The sequence below is a fragment of the Mycobacterium liflandii genome (genome assembly GCF_022354805.1).
GTDB lineage: Bacteria > Actinomycetota > Actinomycetes > Mycobacteriales > Mycobacteriaceae > Mycobacterium > Mycobacterium marinum.
In genome coordinates, this window is record NZ_CP023138.1 from 2,155,497 (window position 1) to 2,173,880 (window position 18,384).

Consider the following 18,384-nt stretch of genomic DNA (forward strand, 5'->3'; position numbering starts at 1 on the left):
ACCTATGCACTAGCGAATTTGGTCCGATCTGGCGCCTTGGCCGCCATCAGCCGGGCCAACCTTGTCAGACCCCTGTGATTGCATGCCGTCATGTCACTGAGCTGGGGTGCCGAGGCGCGGGAGCTGCTGACGCCGGGGTCACGGGGACTGGTGCGGGTCCTGGGTGGTCCCGGCACCGGGAAGAGCGCCTTGCTGGTACAGGCGGCAATCGCTCATATCGCCGCGGGTGCCGATCCGGAATCGGTTCTGCTGCTTACCGGTTCCGGCCGGATGGGGATGCGGGCGCGCAGCTCGTTGACCACGGCGCTACTGCGCTCACACACCACCGGGACCGGCCGCGCCGCGGTCCGTGAGCCGTTGGTGCGTAGCGTGCACAGTTACGCCTACGCGGTGCTGCGGCGGGCGGCCGAACGCACCGGCGATGCGCCGCCGCGGCTGCTGACCAGCGCCGAACAGGACGCCATCATTCGGGAACTGCTTGCCGGGGACCTCGAAGACGGACCGAGCGCCAGGTCGGCCTGGCCGCGACACCTGCTGCCCGCCCTGACGACCGCGGGATTCGCGACCGAGCTCCGAAACCTCCTGGCACGCTGCGCCGAACGCGGGGTAGACCCAATGGAGTTGGAGCGGCTGGGCCGTCGCAGCGGACGCCCCGAATGGGCCGCTGCCGGCCGATTCGCCCGACAGTACGAGCAGGTGATGTTGTTGCGCGCGGCGGTCGGGACGGCGACGCTACAAGCCACCGCACCGGCATTGGGTGCCGCCGAACTGGTCGGGAGCGCACTGGAGGCCTTCGCCAGCGATCCCGAATTGCTGGCCGCCGAACGTGCGCGGCTGCGGTTCTTGCTGGTTGACGACGCTCAGCAACTCGATCCGCAGGCGGCAAGGCTGGTTGAGGTGCTGGCGGCCGGTGCCGAGTTCGCCTTGATCGCTGGCGACCCCAACCAGGCGGTGTTCGGTTTTCGCGGCGGTGAGCCCGCCGGATTGCTGGGCGGCCCGCTGGACGGCGGTCCGGCGGTGACCTTGACGATGTCGCATCGCTGTGCCCCCGCCGTGGCGCGCGCCGTCAGCGGCATCGCCCGCCGGCTGCCGGGCGGCAGTGCCGGTCGCCACATCGATGGCACCGGAACCGAGGACGGGTCGGTCACCGTGCGCCTGGCCGCCACGGCGCATGCGGAGGCGGCGGCGATCGCCGATGCGCTGCGACGGGCACATCTGGTCGACGGAGTTCCGTGGTCGCAGATGGCGGTGATCGTCAGGTCGGTACCCCGGGTCGCCGCGCGGCTGCCGCGGGCACTGGCGGCCGCGGGTGTTCCGGTGTCGATACCCCCGATCGGGGGGTCACTGGCCGAGGAACCCGCGGTAGGCGCGCTGCTTACGGTTCTGGCTGCGACCGCCGAAGGGCTCAACGCCGATCAGGCGCTGGCACTGATCACCGGACCCATCGGCCGCGTGGACCCCGTCACGCTGCGGCAGCTGCGCCGCACCCTGCGGCGCGCCGTCGCCGGTCGTTCGCCAGAGGATTTCGGGGACTTGCTGGTTGCGACGTTGTCCGAGGATGGGCGCCCTGCAGTCGGGTCAGCGGGGTCAAACCAGCCGCCAGGGCCACAGTTTGGGCCGCTACGGCGGGTGCGTGCCGTGCTGGCCGCGGCAACGCGATGCCACCGTGCGGGCCAAGACCCGCGCTACATCCTGTGGGCCGCATGGCATCGGTCGGGTCTGCAGAATCGCTGGCTCGCAGCCATCGATCGCGGCGGCCCGGCCGGTGTCCAGGCGACCCGCAACCTTGAAGCGGTAACGGCCTTGTTCGACATCACCGACCAGTACGTCTCGCGCACGTCGGGCGCATCACTGAGCGGACTCCTCGAGCACGTTGCGGCCCTGCAGTTGCCTCGAGTCAGCGAGGAGCCGGTAGCACAGAACGAGCAGGTCCGGGTGCTCAGCGCGCACGCGGCGCTCGGTCATGAATGGGACCTGGTGGTCATCGCCGGATTGCAGGACGGCTTGTGGCCCAACACGATTCCGCGCGGGGGAGTGCTGGCCACGCAGCGCCTGCTTGATGAACTCGACGGCGTCAGCGGCAATGCCTCGGCGCGGGCACCGCTACTGGCCGAGGAACGCCGGCTGTTGCTGGCGGCAATGGGCCGGGCGCGGCGGCAACTACTGGTGACTGCCGTCGACGGCGACACGAGCGGGGGTAGCCAGCAGGCCGCGCTTCCGTCGGAATTCTTCTTCGAGATCGCGCAGTGGGCCAACGGGGACAGCCAAGCCGTCGCAGCGCCGCCGGTTTCGGCGCCGCGCGTGCTGTCGGCCGCGGCGGTGGTGGGCAGATTGCGCGGCGTGGTGTGCGCGCCGGACGGCGCGGTTGACGACGCTGCCCGGCAATGTGCAGCAACACAATTGGCTCGGTTGGCCAAGGCCGGCGTGGCGGGGGCCGATCCCGCGGGATGGCACGGGCTGATCCCGGTGAGCACGACTGCTGCGCTCTACGGCGCCGGCGATGTTGTCACGCTGACGCCCTCCACCCTGCAGACCCTCAACGACTGTCCGCTGCGTTGGCTGGCCGAACGTCATGGTGGGACCAACCCGCGTGACCTGCGAGCCACCATCGGTTCGGTGCTGCATGCGCTGATCGCCGAGCCGGGCGCAAGTGAAGAGCAACTGCTGGCCGAGCTGGCCCGGGTGTGGAAGCTCCTGCCGTTCGAGGCGGATTGGTTTTCGAGCAACGAGCTTGCCCGGCACCGAGCGATGATCCAGGCGTTTGTCGAGTGGCGGGGCCAGACGCGCAGTGAACTGACCGAAGTGGGAGTCGAGATCGACATCGATGGAGTCCTGGACGCGGCCCGCGACGACGGCGGCGCAATTCGTCTGCGGGGACGGGTCGATCGGCTCGAGCGCGACGGTGCGGGGCGATTGGTGATCGTCGACATCAAGACCGCAAAGACACCAGTCAGCAAGGACGACGCACAGCAAAATGCCCAGCTGGCCATGTATCAGCTTGCGGTGGCCGAGGGGATGGTGGAGGCCGGTGCCGAGCCCGGTGGTGCGCGACTGGTCTATCCGGGCAAGAGCGCGGCCGCCGGTGCCGCCCAACGGGATCAGGATCCACTGACGCCGGCCGCTCGTGACCAGTGGCGCAATCTGGTCCGTCAGGCTGCCGAGGCAGCGGCCGGGCCGCACTTCATCGCTCGGCGCAACGATGGCTGCTCGCACTGCCCGATCCGGCCGTCGTGTCCGGCCCACACCGACCGGTCGCCGCGATGAACCCGCGCTACAGCCCGGATGAGATAGCAAGTGCGCTAGGAATTTTCCCGCCCACCGACGAGCAGGCCGCCGTTATCGCCGCCCCTCCGGGTCCGTTGGTTGTCATCGCGGGCGCGGGAGCGGGCAAGACCGAGACGATGGCCGCCCGGGTGGTTTGGCTGGTCGCCAACGGCTACGCCGAACCAGGCCAGGTGTTGGGCTTGACGTTCACCCGCAAGGCTGCCGGCCAATTGCTGCGCCGTGTCCGGTCGCGGCTGGCCCGATTGGCAGGTACCACCGTGGGTGTCGCCGTCGGCGAAGCAGCGGGTGCGCCCACGGTCAGCACTTATCACGCATTTGCCGGCTCACTGCTGCGTGACCACGGCTTGTTGCTGCCCATCGAGCCCGACACCCGGTTGCTCAGCGAGACAGAGCTGTGGCAGCTGGCGTTCGAGGTCGTCAACGGATATCGCGGTGAGCTGTGCACCCAGAAGACCCCGGCGGCGGTCACCGCCACGGTGCTGCGGCTGTGGGGCCAGCTCGCCGAGCACCTGGTTGACACCCGGCAGCTTCGCGATACCCACATCGAGCTGGAACGAATCGTGCACGCCCTGCCGGCGGGCCCAAACCAGCGCGATAGCGGCCCGAATCAGTGGCTGTTGCGGATGCTGGCCACCCAGACCGAGCGGGCCGAGCTGGTGCCCTTGCTCGACGCGTTGCATGAGCGGATGCGCGCCGCCAAGGTGATGGACTTCGGAATGCAGATGGCCGCCGCCGCACGGCTGGCAGCGACGTGCCCGCAGGTCGGCGGGGAGCTGCGCAGCCGGTACCGCGTCGTGTTGCTCGACGAGTACCAGGACACCGGCCACTCCCAGCGCATCGCGCTGTCGGCACTGTTTGGTGGCGGCGTCGATGACGGGTTGGCGTTGACGGCAGTCGGTGATCCGATTCAGTCGATCTACGGCTGGCGTGGTGCCTCGGCGACGAACTTGCCCCGGTTCAGCACGGATTTCGCGCTGTCCGACGGTGCCCCGGCACCGGTTCTGGAGCTGCGGACCAGCTGGCGCAACCCGCCGCGCGCACTGCACCTGGCAAACGCGATCTCGGCGGAGCCCCGCCGGCGGTCGGTGGCCGTACATGCACTGCGTTCGCGCCCGGATGCGCCGGCCGGGACGGTTCGTTGTGCGCTACTCGCCGATGTGCAGGCCGAACGGGACTGGATCGCAGACCAATTGCAGGGTCACTATCAGCGCGCGGCGGCCGACGGGGTTAGCCCGCCGACGGCAGCGGTGCTGGTGCGCCGCAACGCCGACGCCGCACCCATCGCCGATGCACTGGTTGCGCGGGGAATCCCGGTTGAGGTTGTCGGGCTGGCCGGCCTGTTGTCCATTCCGGAGGTGGCCGACCTGGTAGCGATGCTGCGACTGGTGGGTGACCCGACGGCCGGGGCCGCGGCGATGCGAGTGTTGACCGGTCCGCGCTGGCGGTTGGGCGGCAGCGACGTCGCCGCACTTTGGCGACGGGCGGTCGCGTTGGTGGGCGGTCCTCAGGTGGGCGCATCGGTCTCTCCCGGTGCCGTCGCGGCGGCGGCGGGTCCGGACACCGATACGGCGTGTCTGGCCGATGCCATCTGCGACCCGGGCCCCGCCGACTGGTACTCGTCGGCGGGCTACGAGCGCATCGGTGCGCTGGCAGCGGAATTGAACGCCCTGCGTGGGCATCTTGGTCATTGGCTGCCGGATTTTGTCGCCGAGGTACGACGCGTGCTTGGGCTGGATTGCGATGTCCGTGCCGCGGCGACGGCTTCGGGGGCATGGGCCGGTGCCGAGCACCTCGATGCGTTTGCCGACGTGGTCGCCGACTACGCCGAGCGGGCCGCTATCTCGGCTGGTAGCGCCCTGTCAACCAAGGCATCGGTGGACGGTCTGCTCGCCTATCTCGATGTCGCGGCGGAGGTAGAGAACGGGTTACCGCCGGCCCAGTTGACGGTGGCACGGGACCGAGTTCAAGTGCTCACCGTGCATGCCGCGAAGGGCCTGGAATGGCAGGTGGTGGCGGTGGCACATCTATCGGCAGGTGTTTTCCCGTCGACCGCGTCGCGAAGCAGTTGGCTCACCGATCCGGGCGAGTTACCGCCGCTGCTTCGGGGGGACCGGGCGTCGGTGGGCGCGCTGGGCATCCCGGTGCTAGATACCTCGGCGGTGACAAACCGAAAGCAGTTGTCGGACACCATTTCCGCGCATCGGGAGCAGCTAGATCAGCGGCGCGTCGATGAGGAGCGCCGGTTGCTCTACGTCGGCGTTACCCGGGCCGAGGACACCGTGCTGGTATCGGGTCACCACTGGGGGGCCACCGGGCTGAAGCCGCGCGGACCATCGGACTTCTTGTGTGAACTCAAGGACATCATCGAGCGGTCGGCCGCGGCCGGCGATCCCTGCGGGACGGTGGATCAGTGGGATCGGGCACCGGTCGCTGGTGAACGGAACCCGCTGCTGGACGACGTTGTCGAAGCGGTTTGGCCAACTGATCCGTTGGCCACGCGGCGCGGCGATGTCGAACGTGGGGCCAGGTTGGTCGCGGAGGCGATCTCTGCCGATGCCGGTGTCGAGGCCCCCGCTGGCGGTGCCGCGGTCGCCGATATCGAGGGCTGGACAGCCGACGTCGATGCGCTGTTGGCCGAGCGGGCGCGTGCCGTGGGGCCGCCGACGCGAGCGTTGCCGAACCAGTTGTCGGTGAGCGGGCTCGTCGAGCTGGCCCGCGACCCGGTGGGGGCCAGGCAACGGTTGGTGCATCGCTTACCGACTCGGCCGGATCCGCATGCCCAGCTGGGCAATGCCTTTCACACATGGGTACAGCAGTTCTACGGCGCGGAGCTGCTGTTCGACTTGGGGGACCTCCCGGGTGCTGCCGACTCCGATGTGGGCCAAGTCGAGGATCTTGCGCCGTTGCAGGAGGCCTTCGCCGGATCTCCTTGGGCGGCGCGCACGCCGATCGCCGTCGAGGTGCCATTCGAAATGCCGGTCGGCGACACCGTGGTGAGGGGCCGCATCGACGCGGTATTCGAAGACCCCGATGGCGGCGCAACCGTCGTCGACTGGAAGACCGGTGAGCCGCCGCGTGGGCCCGAAGCCATGCGGCAAGCCGCCGTTCAGCTGGCTGTGTACCGGATGGCGTGGGCTGCCCTGCGCGGATGCCCCGAATCGTCGGTGCGTACCGCCTTTCACTATGTGCGCACCGGAGTCACCGTCATCCCCGATGAGCTGCCTGATGGGATGGCGTTGGCCGAGTTGCTCGCCGACTCCGATCCGCCTTGCAGTTGCTAATCGTGGTTACATGTTTCTCGTGCCTGTGTCGTGCATTGGGGTTAGCCGATGACGGATTTCCGTGGCGAAAGGTAGTTGGCGGCGGCTGAGGCGTCTCGACGAGAGACTGACCGCTCAGCCCAGTTACGCGCTTGTCGGCGTGCTGCGTATTCCTCAAGGGCAGGCCAGTCCTGCTCGCATCATTACGCGCAGGGTGACGATCGCCTTGGCGGCGCTGCTGGCGGGTGCCATCACGGTCTATCTGGATCGCGATGGGTATCACGATTCGCAGGGTGATGAACTGTCCTTCTTGGACTGCCTGTATTACTCGGCGGTGACCCTGTCGACCACCGGGTATGGCGACATCACACCGATTTCCGAACTGGCGCGCGCGGCGAACGTCCTGATCATCACACCGCTGAGGATTGCGTTTCTGATCTTGCTGGTCGGGACGACGCTCGAGGTTGTCACCGAAACGTCGCGTCAGGCACTGAAGATCCAGCGTTGGAGGAGCAGAGTGCGTAACCACACCGTGGTCATCGGCTATGGCACCAAGGGCAAGACGGCAATCAGCGCAATGCTCGGCGACGAGGCCGTTCCCGGTGAGATCGTTGTTGTCGACACCGACCGGGGCGCCCTCGACCGCGCCGCCGCGGCCGGGTTGGTCACCGTGCACGGTGACGCCACCAAATCCGATGTGCTGCGGTTGGCCGGTGCACAGCACGCGGCCTCGATCATCGTGGCCGCCAGTCGCGATGACACCGCGGCGCTGGTCACGTTGACGGCTCGCGAGATTTCGCCCAAGTCGCAGATCGTGGCATCCATCCGAGAGGCTGAGAACCAGCACCTACTCGAGCAGTCGGGAGCCGACTCGGTGGTGGTTTCTTCCGAAACCGCCGGCCGGCTGCTGGGGCTGGCCACCACCACACCCAGTGTCGTCCAGATGATCGAAGATCTGCTCACTCCGGATGCCGGGCTGGCCATCGCCGAACGCGAGGTGGAACAAAGCGAGATCGGTGGATCTCCGCGTCATTTGCGCGACATCGTGCTCGGTGTCGTTCGTGGCGGCCAGTTGCTGCGCATCGGCGCCCCCGAAGTGGACGCCATTGAGGCCAACGACCGCCTGCTCTACATCCGCAACACGGGGCACTAGTGGCGATCGCAAGCGCGGCGCAGCCGGGGGCAGCGGGTCGCCACCAAGGTGGCGGCGTGGCGATCGTAAGCTCGGCGCAGCCGGGTCGCCAGGGGGGTGAGAGCTAGCGTGGACTTCCAGCTGCGCGAGGTTCCGTTGTTGTCCCGCATCGGCGCAGACCGGGCCGACCACTTGCGAACCGACGTCGAAGCGGCGGCCGCGGGGTGGGCCGATGCGGCGCTGATGAGGGTGGATTCTCGTAATCGGGTATTGATGGCCGACGGCCGGGTGGTGCTCAGCCCGGCCGCCGATTTCGCCGAGAAGCCGCCGCCGGAGGCGGTGTTTTTGGGCTGTCTCGAGGGCGGTCGCCATGTCTGGGCAGTCCGAGCCGCGCTGGAAGCTCCCGAGGATCCTGGAGCTCAGTCCGAGGTGGCCGACCTGCGCAAACTCGGCAGCATCATCGATGACACCAGCAGCCAGCTGGTGGCATCTGCCATGGCCTTATTGAACTGGCACGACGGTTCGCGGTTCAGCCCAGTCGACGGCAGTCCGACCAAACCGGCCAGGGCCGGCTGGTCGCGAGTGAACTCCCTGACCGGCCACGAGGAGTTCCCGCGCATCGACCCCGCGGTGATCTGCTTGGTGCACGATGGCGGCGACCGGGTGGTGCTGGCCCGCCAGGCAATCTGGCCGCACCGGATGTTCTCGCTGCTGGCCGGGTTTGTGGAGGCCGGCGAATCGTTCGAAGTCTGTGTCGCCCGGGAGATTCGTGAGGAAATCGGTCTGACGGTGCGCGATGTGCGTTATCTGGGCAGCCAGCCCTGGCCCTTACCGCGCTCGCTGATGGTCGGTTTCCATGCGGTGGGTGACCCAGATGAAGACTTTTCCTTTAATGACGGCGAGATCGCCGAGGCGGCCTGGTTTACCCGCGATGAGGTGCGAGCCGCCCTTGCGGTCGGTGATTGGACGAGTGCATCGGACTCAAAATTGCTGCTGCCGGGATCGATTTCGATCGCCCGCGTGATCATTGAATCTTGGGCGGCAGCGCGCGACTAAGCGCTATTTGACTCGATCACAAATGGCTTCGAGCACCGCATTCGCGATCCGCTCGGCGGGTTCGATGCCCAATACGCCAACGGATATTAGAACCGAATTCTTGGCCCGATACAGGTGGCTCCATCCCGCGTCGGTGATCCTCAGCGTGGTGGGATCCGACTTGTCCACATCGAAATCGTAATTGGGGTCGTGCATTGCCACACACGTCGTCAGGGACGTTTCGAGCTGATCGAGTGCATTGCGAGCGGCGTGCTCGTCCGGGTAGATGGCTACCGCCTGACTGACCGAGTCAATCAAGGCCTTTCCGCCGGGATCGATGTCGTCGGTGACCCCGCTGTAGCCCGCGCTACGAAATTCCAGCCATCCACTGGCAAAGGTGAGGTCACTGGTTCCGGCCGCCCGGCAGGGGCCCGGCGCGCTCAGGTCACCCGGCGGTGGATGGCGCAAGTCTGCGTGCGCGTGTGCGGTCAGTTCTTCGTAGTTAGCAATGCGACGCACTTCTTCGACGCTGATGATCAATGCGTCGGCGCCGCTGGGAGGTGTAGAAGTGGTGGTGCTGGGCTTGGCTGTGGTGCTCTGATGCGAGCAGGCTGAAATCGCCAACACCGCAATGCAGACGATGAAAGCCGACCTGTTGCGACGGCTAGACGCGGCACGAAAGACCATCTGCCACTTGCGCCAGCCTGCGAAACGCATCGCTGTCGTTCGGGTTGAGCCGTCTGGCCTCATCGTTGATAGCCGTTTTCTGCGGACTGCTATCCGCGGTCGGAGTTGGCGTTGCTGTACCGGCGAGTCACCGGTACTCGACGACATAATGGCCATGGTACGGGCGGCTGCATTCTTTGTCGGGCACCCATGCATTGGGCGACAAGCTGTGTCGGAAACGCGCCGTGAGTGCGCGGTCCCCAATTAGCTAGCCGCCAATGTCGGCCATTTTTTTCTTGACCTCCCGGGCGCTGGGGTTAGTCAGCGTCGAGCCGTCTGCGAACTTCACTGTCGGAACGGTCCGGTTGCCCCCGTTGACCGAGCCTACGAAATCCCCTGCGGCAGGTTCGCGTTCAATGTCGATCTCATCGTAGGCGATTCCTTCGGTTTTTAGGGCCGTCTTGAGCCGAAGACAATAACCGCACCATGAAGTTGTGTAGATGGTGAGCGCAGCATTGGTCATGGGACGTAAACGTAGCCCGGTGATCGGGGGCTGCGCGCGGCAGGGCTGATCACAGGGCTCCGGCGTTGTTGATTAGCAGGCTTGTGAGCTGGGGAATTGTGGATTGAGGAGGTCTAGGCGGCGGTTGGCGGTCAAAGCGGTGATCCGGCAGGCTTCGGCGATGTTGTCGGCGCCGTTGAGGCGGTGCAGATTGATCGCGGTGTTGCGTAGCGTTGCTAGGACCTGTGCGCCGTTTCCGGTATGTGCCCTTTGACGGTCTTCGTCGAAGGTGACGTCGCGTATCCAGTGCAGGCTGTTCTCGATTCCCCAGTGTTGACGCATCCAGGTCATGATCGCGGTAGGGCGGGCGTGCTCGAACGGCAGGCTGCAGATGGCATAGACCACCTCCACGCTGCGCTGGTCGGTGGCGGTGATCAAGCGTTCACGAGTGATCCGGATGATTTGTTTTGCGTAGGGGAAGCCGATTCCTCGTACAGCGGTGATGATTTGCAGGGTGCGGGTCTCGACACGGCCGTGGCCGCGGGAGTCGTCGGTAGCGGCTGCGGGCACCTCGGCCCAGGGCAGCGCGGTGATACGCGCAAGTATTTTGGCTTGGTTGGACTTGACGATCATCAGGTAGTGCGACTTCAAGGTGGCGCAGATCAACTTCGCGGTGACGACCTGGGTATGCATCGCATCCACGGTGACCAGCCACCGCAAGCTACCCGGCAGCAGCGTGAGCAGGGCACGTACGCAGGGAATTTCATTGCTTTTCTCGGCGACAGCGAGTTGACCGAGCACCAATCGGGCACGGTGGGCGAACACCGACACGAGATGCGTGGCTGTCGCTTTGGCGCGTAAAGGCACCACGCAGCATCTTGCCGTCCAACGCGATCGGCACCAATCCACTGGGGTCGCTGCTGGCCACGTGTGCAGTGAAGTAACTGCCCATCCTGGCGTTGAGGTCGGCGGGGTCTAGCCGAGACAAAACAGCGCGGAAGGTCTTCTCACTGGGCCGCCGGAACCGGACCCCTAATTGGGCCAACACATCATCGGGAGCGGTGGCCGCCCATGTGGCAAAACCAGCATAGCCGCGCATCCCCGCGGCAGTGGCCAGAACCGCGATCGCCAACAAAGCCATCAGCGAATACCTCCGACCGCGTGGGTCCCTCGGGTCTGGCACCGAGGCCAACACATCGAGAAACTCCGATCCGATGAGCTCGCTGCGCTCACCAGGACTCCAGCGGTCGAACACCTCTGGAACCGACGACACAGGCAATACTGAAACGGTAGGCACGGGCAACTCCAGACCAACGACGAACAGTAACCAACTCGATCGTTCTCCAGATAGCCCGTGCCTACACTCCGGCCCCAATAGCGCGGCACCAAAGATCATCAACCCAGCTCACAAGCCTGCTAATCAACAACGCCGGAGCCCTGGGGCTGATCAGCGGCGGACGGCTTAGGGTAGAGGCGTCCGGCAGGGTGCCGGCCGCGTCTGGCGGCGTGGCGGGGCCCCCGGATTGTCAGCCCGCACTGTCAAGATGGAGACCATGCCGACGCTCGCTCAGCCACTGACCGCCGGGCTGGACGACGAGCAACGCGAAGCCGTGCTCGCGCCCCGCGGACCCGTCTGCGTGCTCGCCGGGGCCGGAACCGGCAAGACGCGCACCATCACGCATCGGATCGCTCAGTTGGTCGCTAGCGGCCACGTCGCCGCCGGGCAGGTACTCGCGGTGACATTCACTCAGCGGGCGGCGGGGGAGATGCGCGCCCGGTTGCGAGGGCTGGATGCCGCGGCACAGACAAGCTCCGGTGTCGGTGCCGTCCAGGCGCTGACGTTTCACGCGGCCGCCCACCGCCAGCTGCGATATTTCTGGCCGCGCGTCGTCGGCGATATCGGCTGGCAGCTATTGGACAGCAAGTTTGCCGTCGTTGCCCGCGCGGCCGGCCGTGCCAGGCTCAACGCCAGCAGTGATAACGTGCGCGACCTGGCCGGCGAGATCGAGTGGGCCAAGGCATCGCTGATCACCCCCGAGCAATACCCGGCGGCGGTGGCCGCCGCATCCCGAGATACTCCGCTGGACGCCGCGCAGATCGCGGCCGTCTACGCCGAATACGAGTCACTCAAGGTGCGCGATGAGAGCCTCACCCTGCTCGATTTCGACGATCTGCTGCTGCATACCGCGGCCGCCATCGAAAACGACGCCGCGGTGGCCCAGGAATTCCGGGACCGGTACCGCTGCTTTGTCGTCGACGAATACCAGGATGTCACTCCGCTGCAGCAACGAGTCCTGTTGGCTTGGTTGGGAGATCGCGACGACCTGACAGTCGTCGGTGACGCCAACCAGACCATCTATTCGTTCACCGGGGCATCGCCTCGATTCCTGCTCGACTTTTCCCGCCGATTTCCCGACGCCACCCTGGTGCGTCTGGAGCGCGACTACCGGTCCACTCCGCAGGTGGTCTCGTTGGCCAACCGGGTGATCGCGGCGGCCCGCGGCCGGGTTGCCGGTAGCCGGCTGCAGCTGACCGGCCAGCGCGAGCCCGGCCCGGCTCCGTCGTTTGATGAATATCCCGACGAGGTCGCCGAAGCCACCGCGGTGGCGGCGTCGATCGCCCGGCTGATCCAATCCGGAACGCCCGCATTCGAGATCGCCATCCTCTACCGCGTCAACGCGCAGTCCGAGGTCTACGAAGAAGCCTTGACCGAGGCCGGTATCGCCTACCAGGTGCGTGGCGGCGAGGGATTCTTCAACCGCCAAGAGGTCAAGCAGGCGATGGTGGCCCTGCAGCGTGCGGCGGAGCGCGATATCGAGGCAGCGTTGCCCGATGTGGTCCGCACGGTCCTAGAACCCCTCGGGCTGACCGCCGAAGAACCCGCCGGGACCCGGGCCCGGGAGCGCTGGGAGGCGCTGAGCGCATTGGCGCAACTAGTCGACGACGAGGTGGCGCAGCGACCGCACCTGCAGCTTGCCGGATTGCTCGCCGAGCTTCGAGCGCGCGCCGACGCACGCCATCCACCGGTGGTGCAGGGTGTCACCCTCGCCTCACTGCACGCGGCCAAGGGTCTGGAGTGGGACGCGGTGTTCCTCGTCGGCTTGGCCGACGGCACGCTGCCGATCTCGCACGCGTTGGCGCATGGCCCCGAGAGTGAACAGGTCGAAGAGGAACGCCGGCTGCTTTATGTCGGAGTCACCAGGGCCCGAGTGCATTTGGCGCTGACCTGGGCGCTGACCCGGTCTCCGGGCGGGCGTCAGGGCCGCAAGCCGTCGCGCTTTCTCAACGGCATTGCGCCGCAGACACGTGCCGATCCGGGGCCGGCCAAGAACCGGCGCAACCGCGGCCCAGTGCGCTGCCGGATCTGCAACAAGGAGCTGACCACGCCGGCGGCCGTGATGCTGCGCCGGTGCGAAACGTGTGCCGGCGACGTCAATGAGGAATTGCTGCTGCAGCTCAAGTCCTGGCGGCTCAACACCGCCAAGGAACAGAACGTGCCCGCCTACGTCGTCTTCACCGACAACACGCTCATCGCGATCGCCGAGCTGCTTCCCGCCGATGATGCATCCCTGATCGCGATACCAGGCATTGGCGCCCGAAAGCTGGAGCAGTACGGGGCCGATGTGCTCGAGCTGGTGCGCCAAGCACGGTAAGCGGCAAAACCGCTGGTCAAAAAATCGGTTGTGATGTTCGGTCGCGACCGTTTAACCTCTAACAGGCTTATAGGTGCCGGCGCTGAACGCTGGCACGGCGGCGAGCAACACGAAAGGAGGCGGCCACGATGATGAACATGAATACGTTCGGTGTAGGCGTGGCTGCCGCCGTGTGGTACCCGGCCGCCCGTCATGCCGCCCGCACCGCCATCCCGGCGGCAGCGGGTAAGCACCGCGTCGCCGCCGCGACTGACTCGTCCGTGGATCGGAGCCCAACGTAGGCACTACGTAAAGCCCGATTTCCGCCCAAGTGGCCACGGACCTCAGTCACCAGGATCCGTGGCCAATTTTTTTTTGGGTCAACCGCCCGCCGCCTGGTCCGGATCACTTCGAACGAAAGCCCCTAGACCAGGAAGCAGGTGAGCATGGACATGTCGGCACTGACCGTCCCTAGACAGACGCTGCCGGTGTTGCCCTGTCATGTCGGTAATCCGGACTTGTGGTTCGCCGAGACCCCGGCCGATCTCGAGCAGGCCAAGGAACTCTGCGCGAGCTGCCCGATTCGCCCCCAGTGCTTGGCCGCTGCGCTTGAACGCGCCGAGCCGTGGGGAGTATGGGGTGGCGAGATCTTCGAGCGTGGCTCGATAGTGAACCGCAAGCGCCCGCGCGGGCGTCCGCCCAAGGTTGCCGCCTAGTAACCGCCCGAATCGCCGGGGCGCGGCCATCGCACCGATTCTCGATGGCCGCACCCTGGCGATCCTTACGCGGAACCCGGATCCCGCGGCCCGGGCGCCCGCTCAGACAGCGGCGGTATCGGGCTCGGCAAAACCGGGGATCAGCTCTTCGGACAGCGCCTTGATCGGCACATGCGCATCTAGCTGGCACAAAATGGCGGCCACCGACGCGATCACACGCATCGGAATGGCCAGCTTGGGCGGTAGATCCATTTGCCGAGCCGCTTTGATCTGCGCGACCGAGCGGTCAATCTGGCTCACGGTCATCCGCTGTAGCCACCTACGCGTGTAGTGGAAGACCTCGACTTGGATGGGTTCGACGTACTGGCGCAGCATCTCGTCGATCTCTCGCACCGAGACCTGTTGCCCCCGCTGGATGAGCCCGGCTTTCTCCATCGTCGGCAACAGCAGGTCATAGTTCTTGTCACGAGCCAACCGAATGGTCATCCCGAGCTCGATGGGGTAGCCGCCGGGCATCGGCGCCACCGCGCCGAAGTCGATGACGCCCATCCGCCCGTCTGGCAGCAGCATGAAGTTTCCCGGGTGCGCATCGCCGTGCAGCATCTCCAGCCGCCGCGGCGCGTCGAAGGTGAGCTCGAGCAGCAGCGTGCCCATGAGGTCGCGCTCCTGCTGGGTCCCGTTGCGGATGATCTGCGACATCGGCACGCCGTCGATCCACTCCTGGATCACCACCTTTGGCGCACTGGCCACGATGTGCGGTACCAGGAAGCGTGGGTGACCCGCGTAGGCCTTGGCGAAGGCACGCTGGTTATCGGCTTCGAGCCGGTAGTCGAGCTCCATTTCGGTCCGCTCGATCAGCTCGTCGACGACGCCCTGCACGTCGGCACCCGGCGAGAGTTGCTTGAAGACACCGACCATTCGCTGCATCGTCTTCAGATCGGCCTTCAACGCCTCATCGGCGCCGGGGTATTGGATCTTGACCGCCACTTCCCGGCCATCCGACCAGATCGCCTTGTGCACCTGGCCGATGCTCGCCGAAGCGACCGGGGTGTCGTCGAACGAGCCGAATCGATCGCGCCATTTGGTGCCTAGCTGCGCGTCCAGCACTCGATGCACCTTGGCCGCCGGCAACGGTGGTGCGTCTTTTTGTAGCTTGGTCAGTGCCTCGCGGTACGGTTCGCCAAATTGCTCGGGAATGGCCGCTTCCATCACGGACAACGCCTGTCCGACTTTCATCGCTCCGCCCTTGAGCTCACCCAAGACCGTGAAGAGCTGGTTGGCCGCCTTCTCCATCAGCTCGGCGTTGACCTCATCTTTTGACTTGCCGGCCAGTCGCTTGCCGACCCCTAGCGCTGCCCTGCCAGCAAAGCCGACCGGAATGCTGGCCAGCTTTGCGTTGCGCGCGGCCCGGCCGCGTTTGATGTCCGACACACCCCCATCATCCATTACGGACCTGTGCGCAGGGTATTGATCTGGCTACAACTGATTTCAATTGATTCAATCGCAATTGGTGCGGCCGTCCCAGCGCTGACGTTGCGTCGAGACCGGCGCGATCAGCAGCGCATATGTAATCTCTTGCAGGTCGCAATGGTGTGACTCATCGAAACCCACGTCCGGAGGGTGGACCCCGAGAAGCCATGTCAGCAAAACAGACGCAGCACGAGGCCGCAGATGCCTTGTTCAGGGCGATCATCGAAACGTTGGACAAGCACCGCAAAGATTGCACCTTGACCGAGGGCGTACTGGACGACTTGGCCAGGGCGTACGCGGCGATCTCCACCAACGTTCCCGAGCAGGGTCGCCTGGGCTAGCGGGCCCGCGGGGCCGGCGTCAGCACGAGCACAACGGGTGCCTGGCCCAATACCGCGCCACGACGGAGCCCGCCTGGAGGTCGAATTCCAACGTGGCATTCAGCGCCGACGGCGGATCGGACGGGTTTTCCTGATCTCGGACCGCGGCGATCACACCGTTGATTTGGCGCAGCGCCAGCGCCGCCGTCGCCAGCACGGTGGCCCGATCGGCCACCCCCACGGTGTCACGAAGCTGCGCCGCGATGGCCGGCCAGGCCGGGTCGCGGTCGCTGCGGTGTAAGTCGGCGCACCGCAGGCAGCTGGTCACGCCGGGAATCACCAACGGTCCGACCAGCCCGGTGCCGTCGCGAACCCGAACCGGCAGGTGCGCGATGCCCTCCCTTTGCAGGTCGCGCACCAGGCGCGGCTCGGCCACCAGGTTGTCGGACAACACCACCAGATCCACGGCGCTGCGGGTGACCGCCGCGTGTGGCTGACTGCTTTGGCCGATTCGTGCCCCCGAGCAACGCAGCGCCTGCACCAGCAGGTCGGACAACGGCCCGCGGCCGTGGATCCGGATTGACGCCGTTCGGCCGGTCCGATCCCGGTGCCGGCGGGTCGCGACGCCGGCACCGACCAGTTGGCTGACCAGGTTGGCCACGTCACCGGGCACCCATCCGCGGCCGGTGGCGTGGCGTTGCAGTTCGGTGATCGGTATCGGTGATCGCATGGACCGCAGCAGTTCGGCGACCGCCGTCGTCGTCAGCCCCTCTGGCGGGCGGATCAGCACGGCCCGTTGCGGATCCCAGCCCACCTGCACCGCACCGTCGGGACGCAGCAGCACCGGCATCGCCGGATCCAGCGAGTACAAGGCGGGCATGACCCGAGACTGTGCCAGGCCGGCCGGGCAGACCCCGCTCAGTTATCCACAGGACCGGCGCCCGGGTCCTCCCGGTTGCGCATGTCGCGGTCGAGCTCGGCTTTCAGGTCGGACAGTGCCTCGTCGATACCGGAGGTGTCGCCCCCGATGGTCCGATCGATGAACGCCGCCGGGTCATCGAGGTCCTCGATGGAGGGCAGCAGGTCGGGGTGCTGCCAGACCGCGTCGCGCGCGTCGATACCGGCGCCCTGAGTCAGCCGGTCCCATAGGGCCGCGGCCTCGCGCAGTTTGCGGGGCCGAAGTTCCAAACCGACCAGTGTCGTGAAGGTCTGCTCGGCGGGCCCGCCACTGGCCCGGCGGCGACGAAGTGTCTCGCTGAGCGCGGCGGTGCCCGGAATCCGGTCACCGAGTGCATCGGTCACCACGGTCTGGACCCAGCCTTCGATCAGGGCCAGCAGTGTTTCCAGACGCTCGAGCGCCTGGGTCTGCGCCGGGGTTGCCTGCGGCTCGAACACCCCTTGGCTCAACAACTGCTCCATGGCCGCCGGATCGCCCAGCGTGGCCGGGTTGAAGTCGCGGGCCAGCTCCTCGATGCCGCTCATGTCGATCTTCATGCCCGCCGCGTAGGCCTCGACCGCGCCCAGCAACTGGCTGGACAGCCAGGGAACATGGCTGAACAGACGATGATGCGCCGCCTCCCGGGCGGCCAGGAAGGTCATGATCTCGCTGCGCGGCTGTTCGAGGCCGGAGGCAAACGATTCGACGGCCTCGGGAAGGATCGCCGCCACGCCCTTGGGGCCCAACGGCAGACCGATGTCGGTGGAGGTCAGCACCTCACGGGACAGCCGGCCCAACGCCGGGCCCAGCTGCGAACCGAACGCCATGCCGCGCATCTGCGACATCATCGACAGCAGCGGTCCGGCCATGCTATTGGCTTCCTCCGGCAGCGAGGATGCCCACACCGACGAGATCTGCTGGGCCATGGGATCGCACAGCCGCTTCCAGACGTCCATGGTGTTGTCGACCCAGTCGGTGGGGCTCCAGCCCACCGCCTTGGCGGTGCCGGCGGGCAGCGAGGTCGCCCCGTTGAGCCAGGTCTCAGCCAGGTGCACCGCGTCGGAGATGGCGGAGTTGGTCGCGTCGGGGATGGGCGCGATGAAGCCGATCGAGCTGGCGGCGACTTGCCGGGCCAACTGGTAGTTGACCGGGCCCGAGCTCTGGCCCGAGGTCATGGCGCTGCCGACGCCGCCGAACATTTCGCCCAGGCGGGTGAAGATCTGGCCCAGATCGGCCATGCCGAAATCCCCGCCGATGCCGAACGCGCCCAGCGGGTTGGCGTCCGACCCAGACTCGGGATCGTTGTTACCGGGCTTGTCGCGCCCAGATCGATCGTCGCGGGGGTCGTCTCCGGAGGAGAAGCCGAAAGGCAGGTCAGCCATAACCCCAACGGTACCCACCGGGGGAACAGAAAGCGCGAGGCACCGTC

At 66.6% G+C, this 18,384-nt stretch carries 12 protein-coding genes and 1 pseudogene; 7 read left to right on the top strand and 6 right to left on the bottom strand.

Features of this window, described 5'->3' with window-relative positions:
• The first annotated feature begins 90 nt into the window (after positions 1-90).
• The 4 genes from CKW46_RS09780 to nudC all read left to right on the top strand — a co-directional run bounded on the left by CKW46_RS09780 (position 91) and on the right by nudC (position 8,733).
• The gene (locus CKW46_RS09780; protein WP_482053103.1) at positions 91-3,264 is read left to right on the top strand and encodes a PD-(D/E)XK nuclease family protein; all 3,174 of its coding nucleotides are present in this window, start codon (positions 91-93) and stop codon (positions 3,262-3,264) included.
• Positions 3,261-6,566, top strand: coding sequence for an ATP-dependent helicase (locus CKW46_RS09785; RefSeq protein ID WP_482053104.1), 3,306 nt, complete (start codon positions 3,261-3,263; stop codon positions 6,564-6,566). The genes CKW46_RS09780 and CKW46_RS09785 overlap by 4 nt, the downstream gene beginning before the upstream one ends.
• Positions 6,567-6,627: 61 nt before the next feature.
• On the top strand, positions 6,628-7,698 hold the full coding sequence (locus tag CKW46_RS09790; protein WP_012393226.1) for a potassium channel family protein: 1,071 nt from the start codon (positions 6,628-6,630) through the stop codon (positions 7,696-7,698).
• A gap of 96 nt (positions 7,699-7,794) precedes the next feature.
• The gene (gene nudC / locus CKW46_RS09795; RefSeq protein ID WP_174524105.1) at positions 7,795-8,733 is read left to right on the top strand and encodes an NAD(+) diphosphatase; all 939 of its coding nucleotides are present in this window, start codon (positions 7,795-7,797) and stop codon (positions 8,731-8,733) included.
• Between the two features lie 3 nt (positions 8,734-8,736).
• Here the strand turns inward: nudC and CKW46_RS09800 are convergent, their stop codons facing one another.
• The 3 genes and pseudogenes from CKW46_RS09800 to CKW46_RS09810 all read right to left on the bottom strand — a co-directional run bounded on the left by CKW46_RS09800 (position 8,737) and on the right by CKW46_RS09810 (position 11,177).
• Positions 8,737-9,399, bottom strand: coding sequence for a sensor domain-containing protein (locus CKW46_RS09800; RefSeq protein WP_238559541.1), 663 nt, complete (start codon positions 9,397-9,399; stop codon positions 8,737-8,739).
• Between the two features lie 247 nt (positions 9,400-9,646).
• A complete protein-coding gene (gene mrx1, locus CKW46_RS09805; RefSeq protein WP_117437014.1) occupies positions 9,647-9,901 on the bottom strand; it encodes a mycoredoxin Mrx1 in 255 nt (84 codons plus the stop codon).
• 72 nt (positions 9,902-9,973) lie between these two features.
• Positions 9,974-11,177 (bottom strand): annotated as a pseudogene (locus CKW46_RS09810) (ISAs1-like element IS2404/ISMul1 family transposase).
• Between the two features lie 256 nt (positions 11,178-11,433).
• On the opposite strand from CKW46_RS09810, the gene CKW46_RS09815 reads away from it, so the two are divergent.
• Together CKW46_RS09815 and CKW46_RS09820 are read left to right on the top strand one after the other, a co-directional pair.
• Complete coding sequence (locus CKW46_RS09815; protein ID WP_482053388.1) at positions 11,434-13,533, top strand: ATP-dependent DNA helicase UvrD2; 2,100 nt, start codon at positions 11,434-11,436, stop codon at positions 13,531-13,533.
• A 431-nt stretch (positions 13,534-13,964) separates the two neighbouring features.
• Complete coding sequence (locus CKW46_RS09820; RefSeq protein WP_036451446.1) at positions 13,965-14,228, top strand: WhiB family transcriptional regulator; 264 nt, start codon at positions 13,965-13,967, stop codon at positions 14,226-14,228.
• Positions 14,229-14,330: 102 nt separating this feature from the next.
• Here the strand turns inward: CKW46_RS09820 and CKW46_RS09825 are convergent, their stop codons facing one another.
• Positions 14,331-15,674 (bottom strand): macrolide-binding ATPase MABP-1, encoded by a 1,344-nt coding sequence (locus CKW46_RS09825; protein ID WP_012393232.1) that lies wholly within the window; start codon positions 15,672-15,674, stop codon positions 14,331-14,333.
• A gap of 191 nt (positions 15,675-15,865) precedes the next feature.
• Here CKW46_RS09825 and CKW46_RS09830 point away from each other — a divergent pair, with 191 nt between their 5' ends.
• Positions 15,866-16,039 carry a hypothetical protein gene (locus CKW46_RS09830; protein WP_012393233.1) on the top strand — a complete coding sequence of 58 codons (174 nt, stop codon included), beginning with the start codon at positions 15,866-15,868 and terminating at the stop codon, positions 16,037-16,039.
• Between the two features lie 19 nt (positions 16,040-16,058).
• On the opposite strand, the gene CKW46_RS09835 is transcribed toward CKW46_RS09830, so the two are convergent.
• Together CKW46_RS09835 and CKW46_RS09840 are read right to left on the bottom strand one after the other, a co-directional pair.
• The gene (locus CKW46_RS09835) at positions 16,059-16,898 is read right to left on the bottom strand and encodes a TOMM precursor leader peptide-binding protein (RefSeq protein ID WP_015354904.1); all 840 of its coding nucleotides are present in this window, start codon (positions 16,896-16,898) and stop codon (positions 16,059-16,061) included.
• A 38-nt stretch (positions 16,899-16,936) separates the two neighbouring features.
• Entirely contained in the window at positions 16,937-18,355 is a 1,419-nt protein-coding gene (locus CKW46_RS09840) for a zinc-dependent metalloprotease (protein ID WP_240275010.1), read from the bottom strand.
• Positions 18,356-18,384 lie beyond the last annotated feature (29 nt).

What these genes read in the sequence shown, in the direction of transcription:
- CKW46_RS09780 (WP_482053103.1), top strand. Translation starts at nt 91, where the DNA reads ATGTCACTGAGCTGGGGTGCCGAGGCGCGGGAGCTGCTGACGCCGGGG.
- CKW46_RS09785 (WP_482053104.1), top strand. Translation starts at nt 3,261, where the DNA reads ATGAACCCGCGCTACAGCCCGGATGAGATAGCAAGTGCGCTAGGAATT.
- CKW46_RS09800 (WP_238559541.1), bottom strand. Translation starts at nt 9,399, where the DNA reads ATGGTCTTTCGTGCCGCGTCTAGCCGTCGCAACAGGTCGGCTTTCATC.
- mrx1 (WP_117437014.1), bottom strand. Translation starts at nt 9,901, where the DNA reads ATGACCAATGCTGCGCTCACCATCTACACAACTTCATGGTGCGGTTAT.
- CKW46_RS09815 (WP_482053388.1), top strand. Translation starts at nt 11,434, where the DNA reads ATGCCGACGCTCGCTCAGCCACTGACCGCCGGGCTGGACGACGAGCAA.
- CKW46_RS09820 (WP_036451446.1), top strand. Translation starts at nt 13,965, where the DNA reads ATGTCGGCACTGACCGTCCCTAGACAGACGCTGCCGGTGTTGCCCTGT.
- CKW46_RS09825 (WP_012393232.1), bottom strand. Translation starts at nt 15,674, where the DNA reads ATGGATGATGGGGGTGTGTCGGACATCAAACGCGGCCGGGCCGCGCGC.
- CKW46_RS09830 (WP_012393233.1), top strand. Translation starts at nt 15,866, where the DNA reads ATGTCAGCAAAACAGACGCAGCACGAGGCCGCAGATGCCTTGTTCAGG.
- CKW46_RS09835 (WP_015354904.1), bottom strand. Translation starts at nt 16,898, where the DNA reads ATGCCCGCCTTGTACTCGCTGGATCCGGCGATGCCGGTGCTGCTGCGT.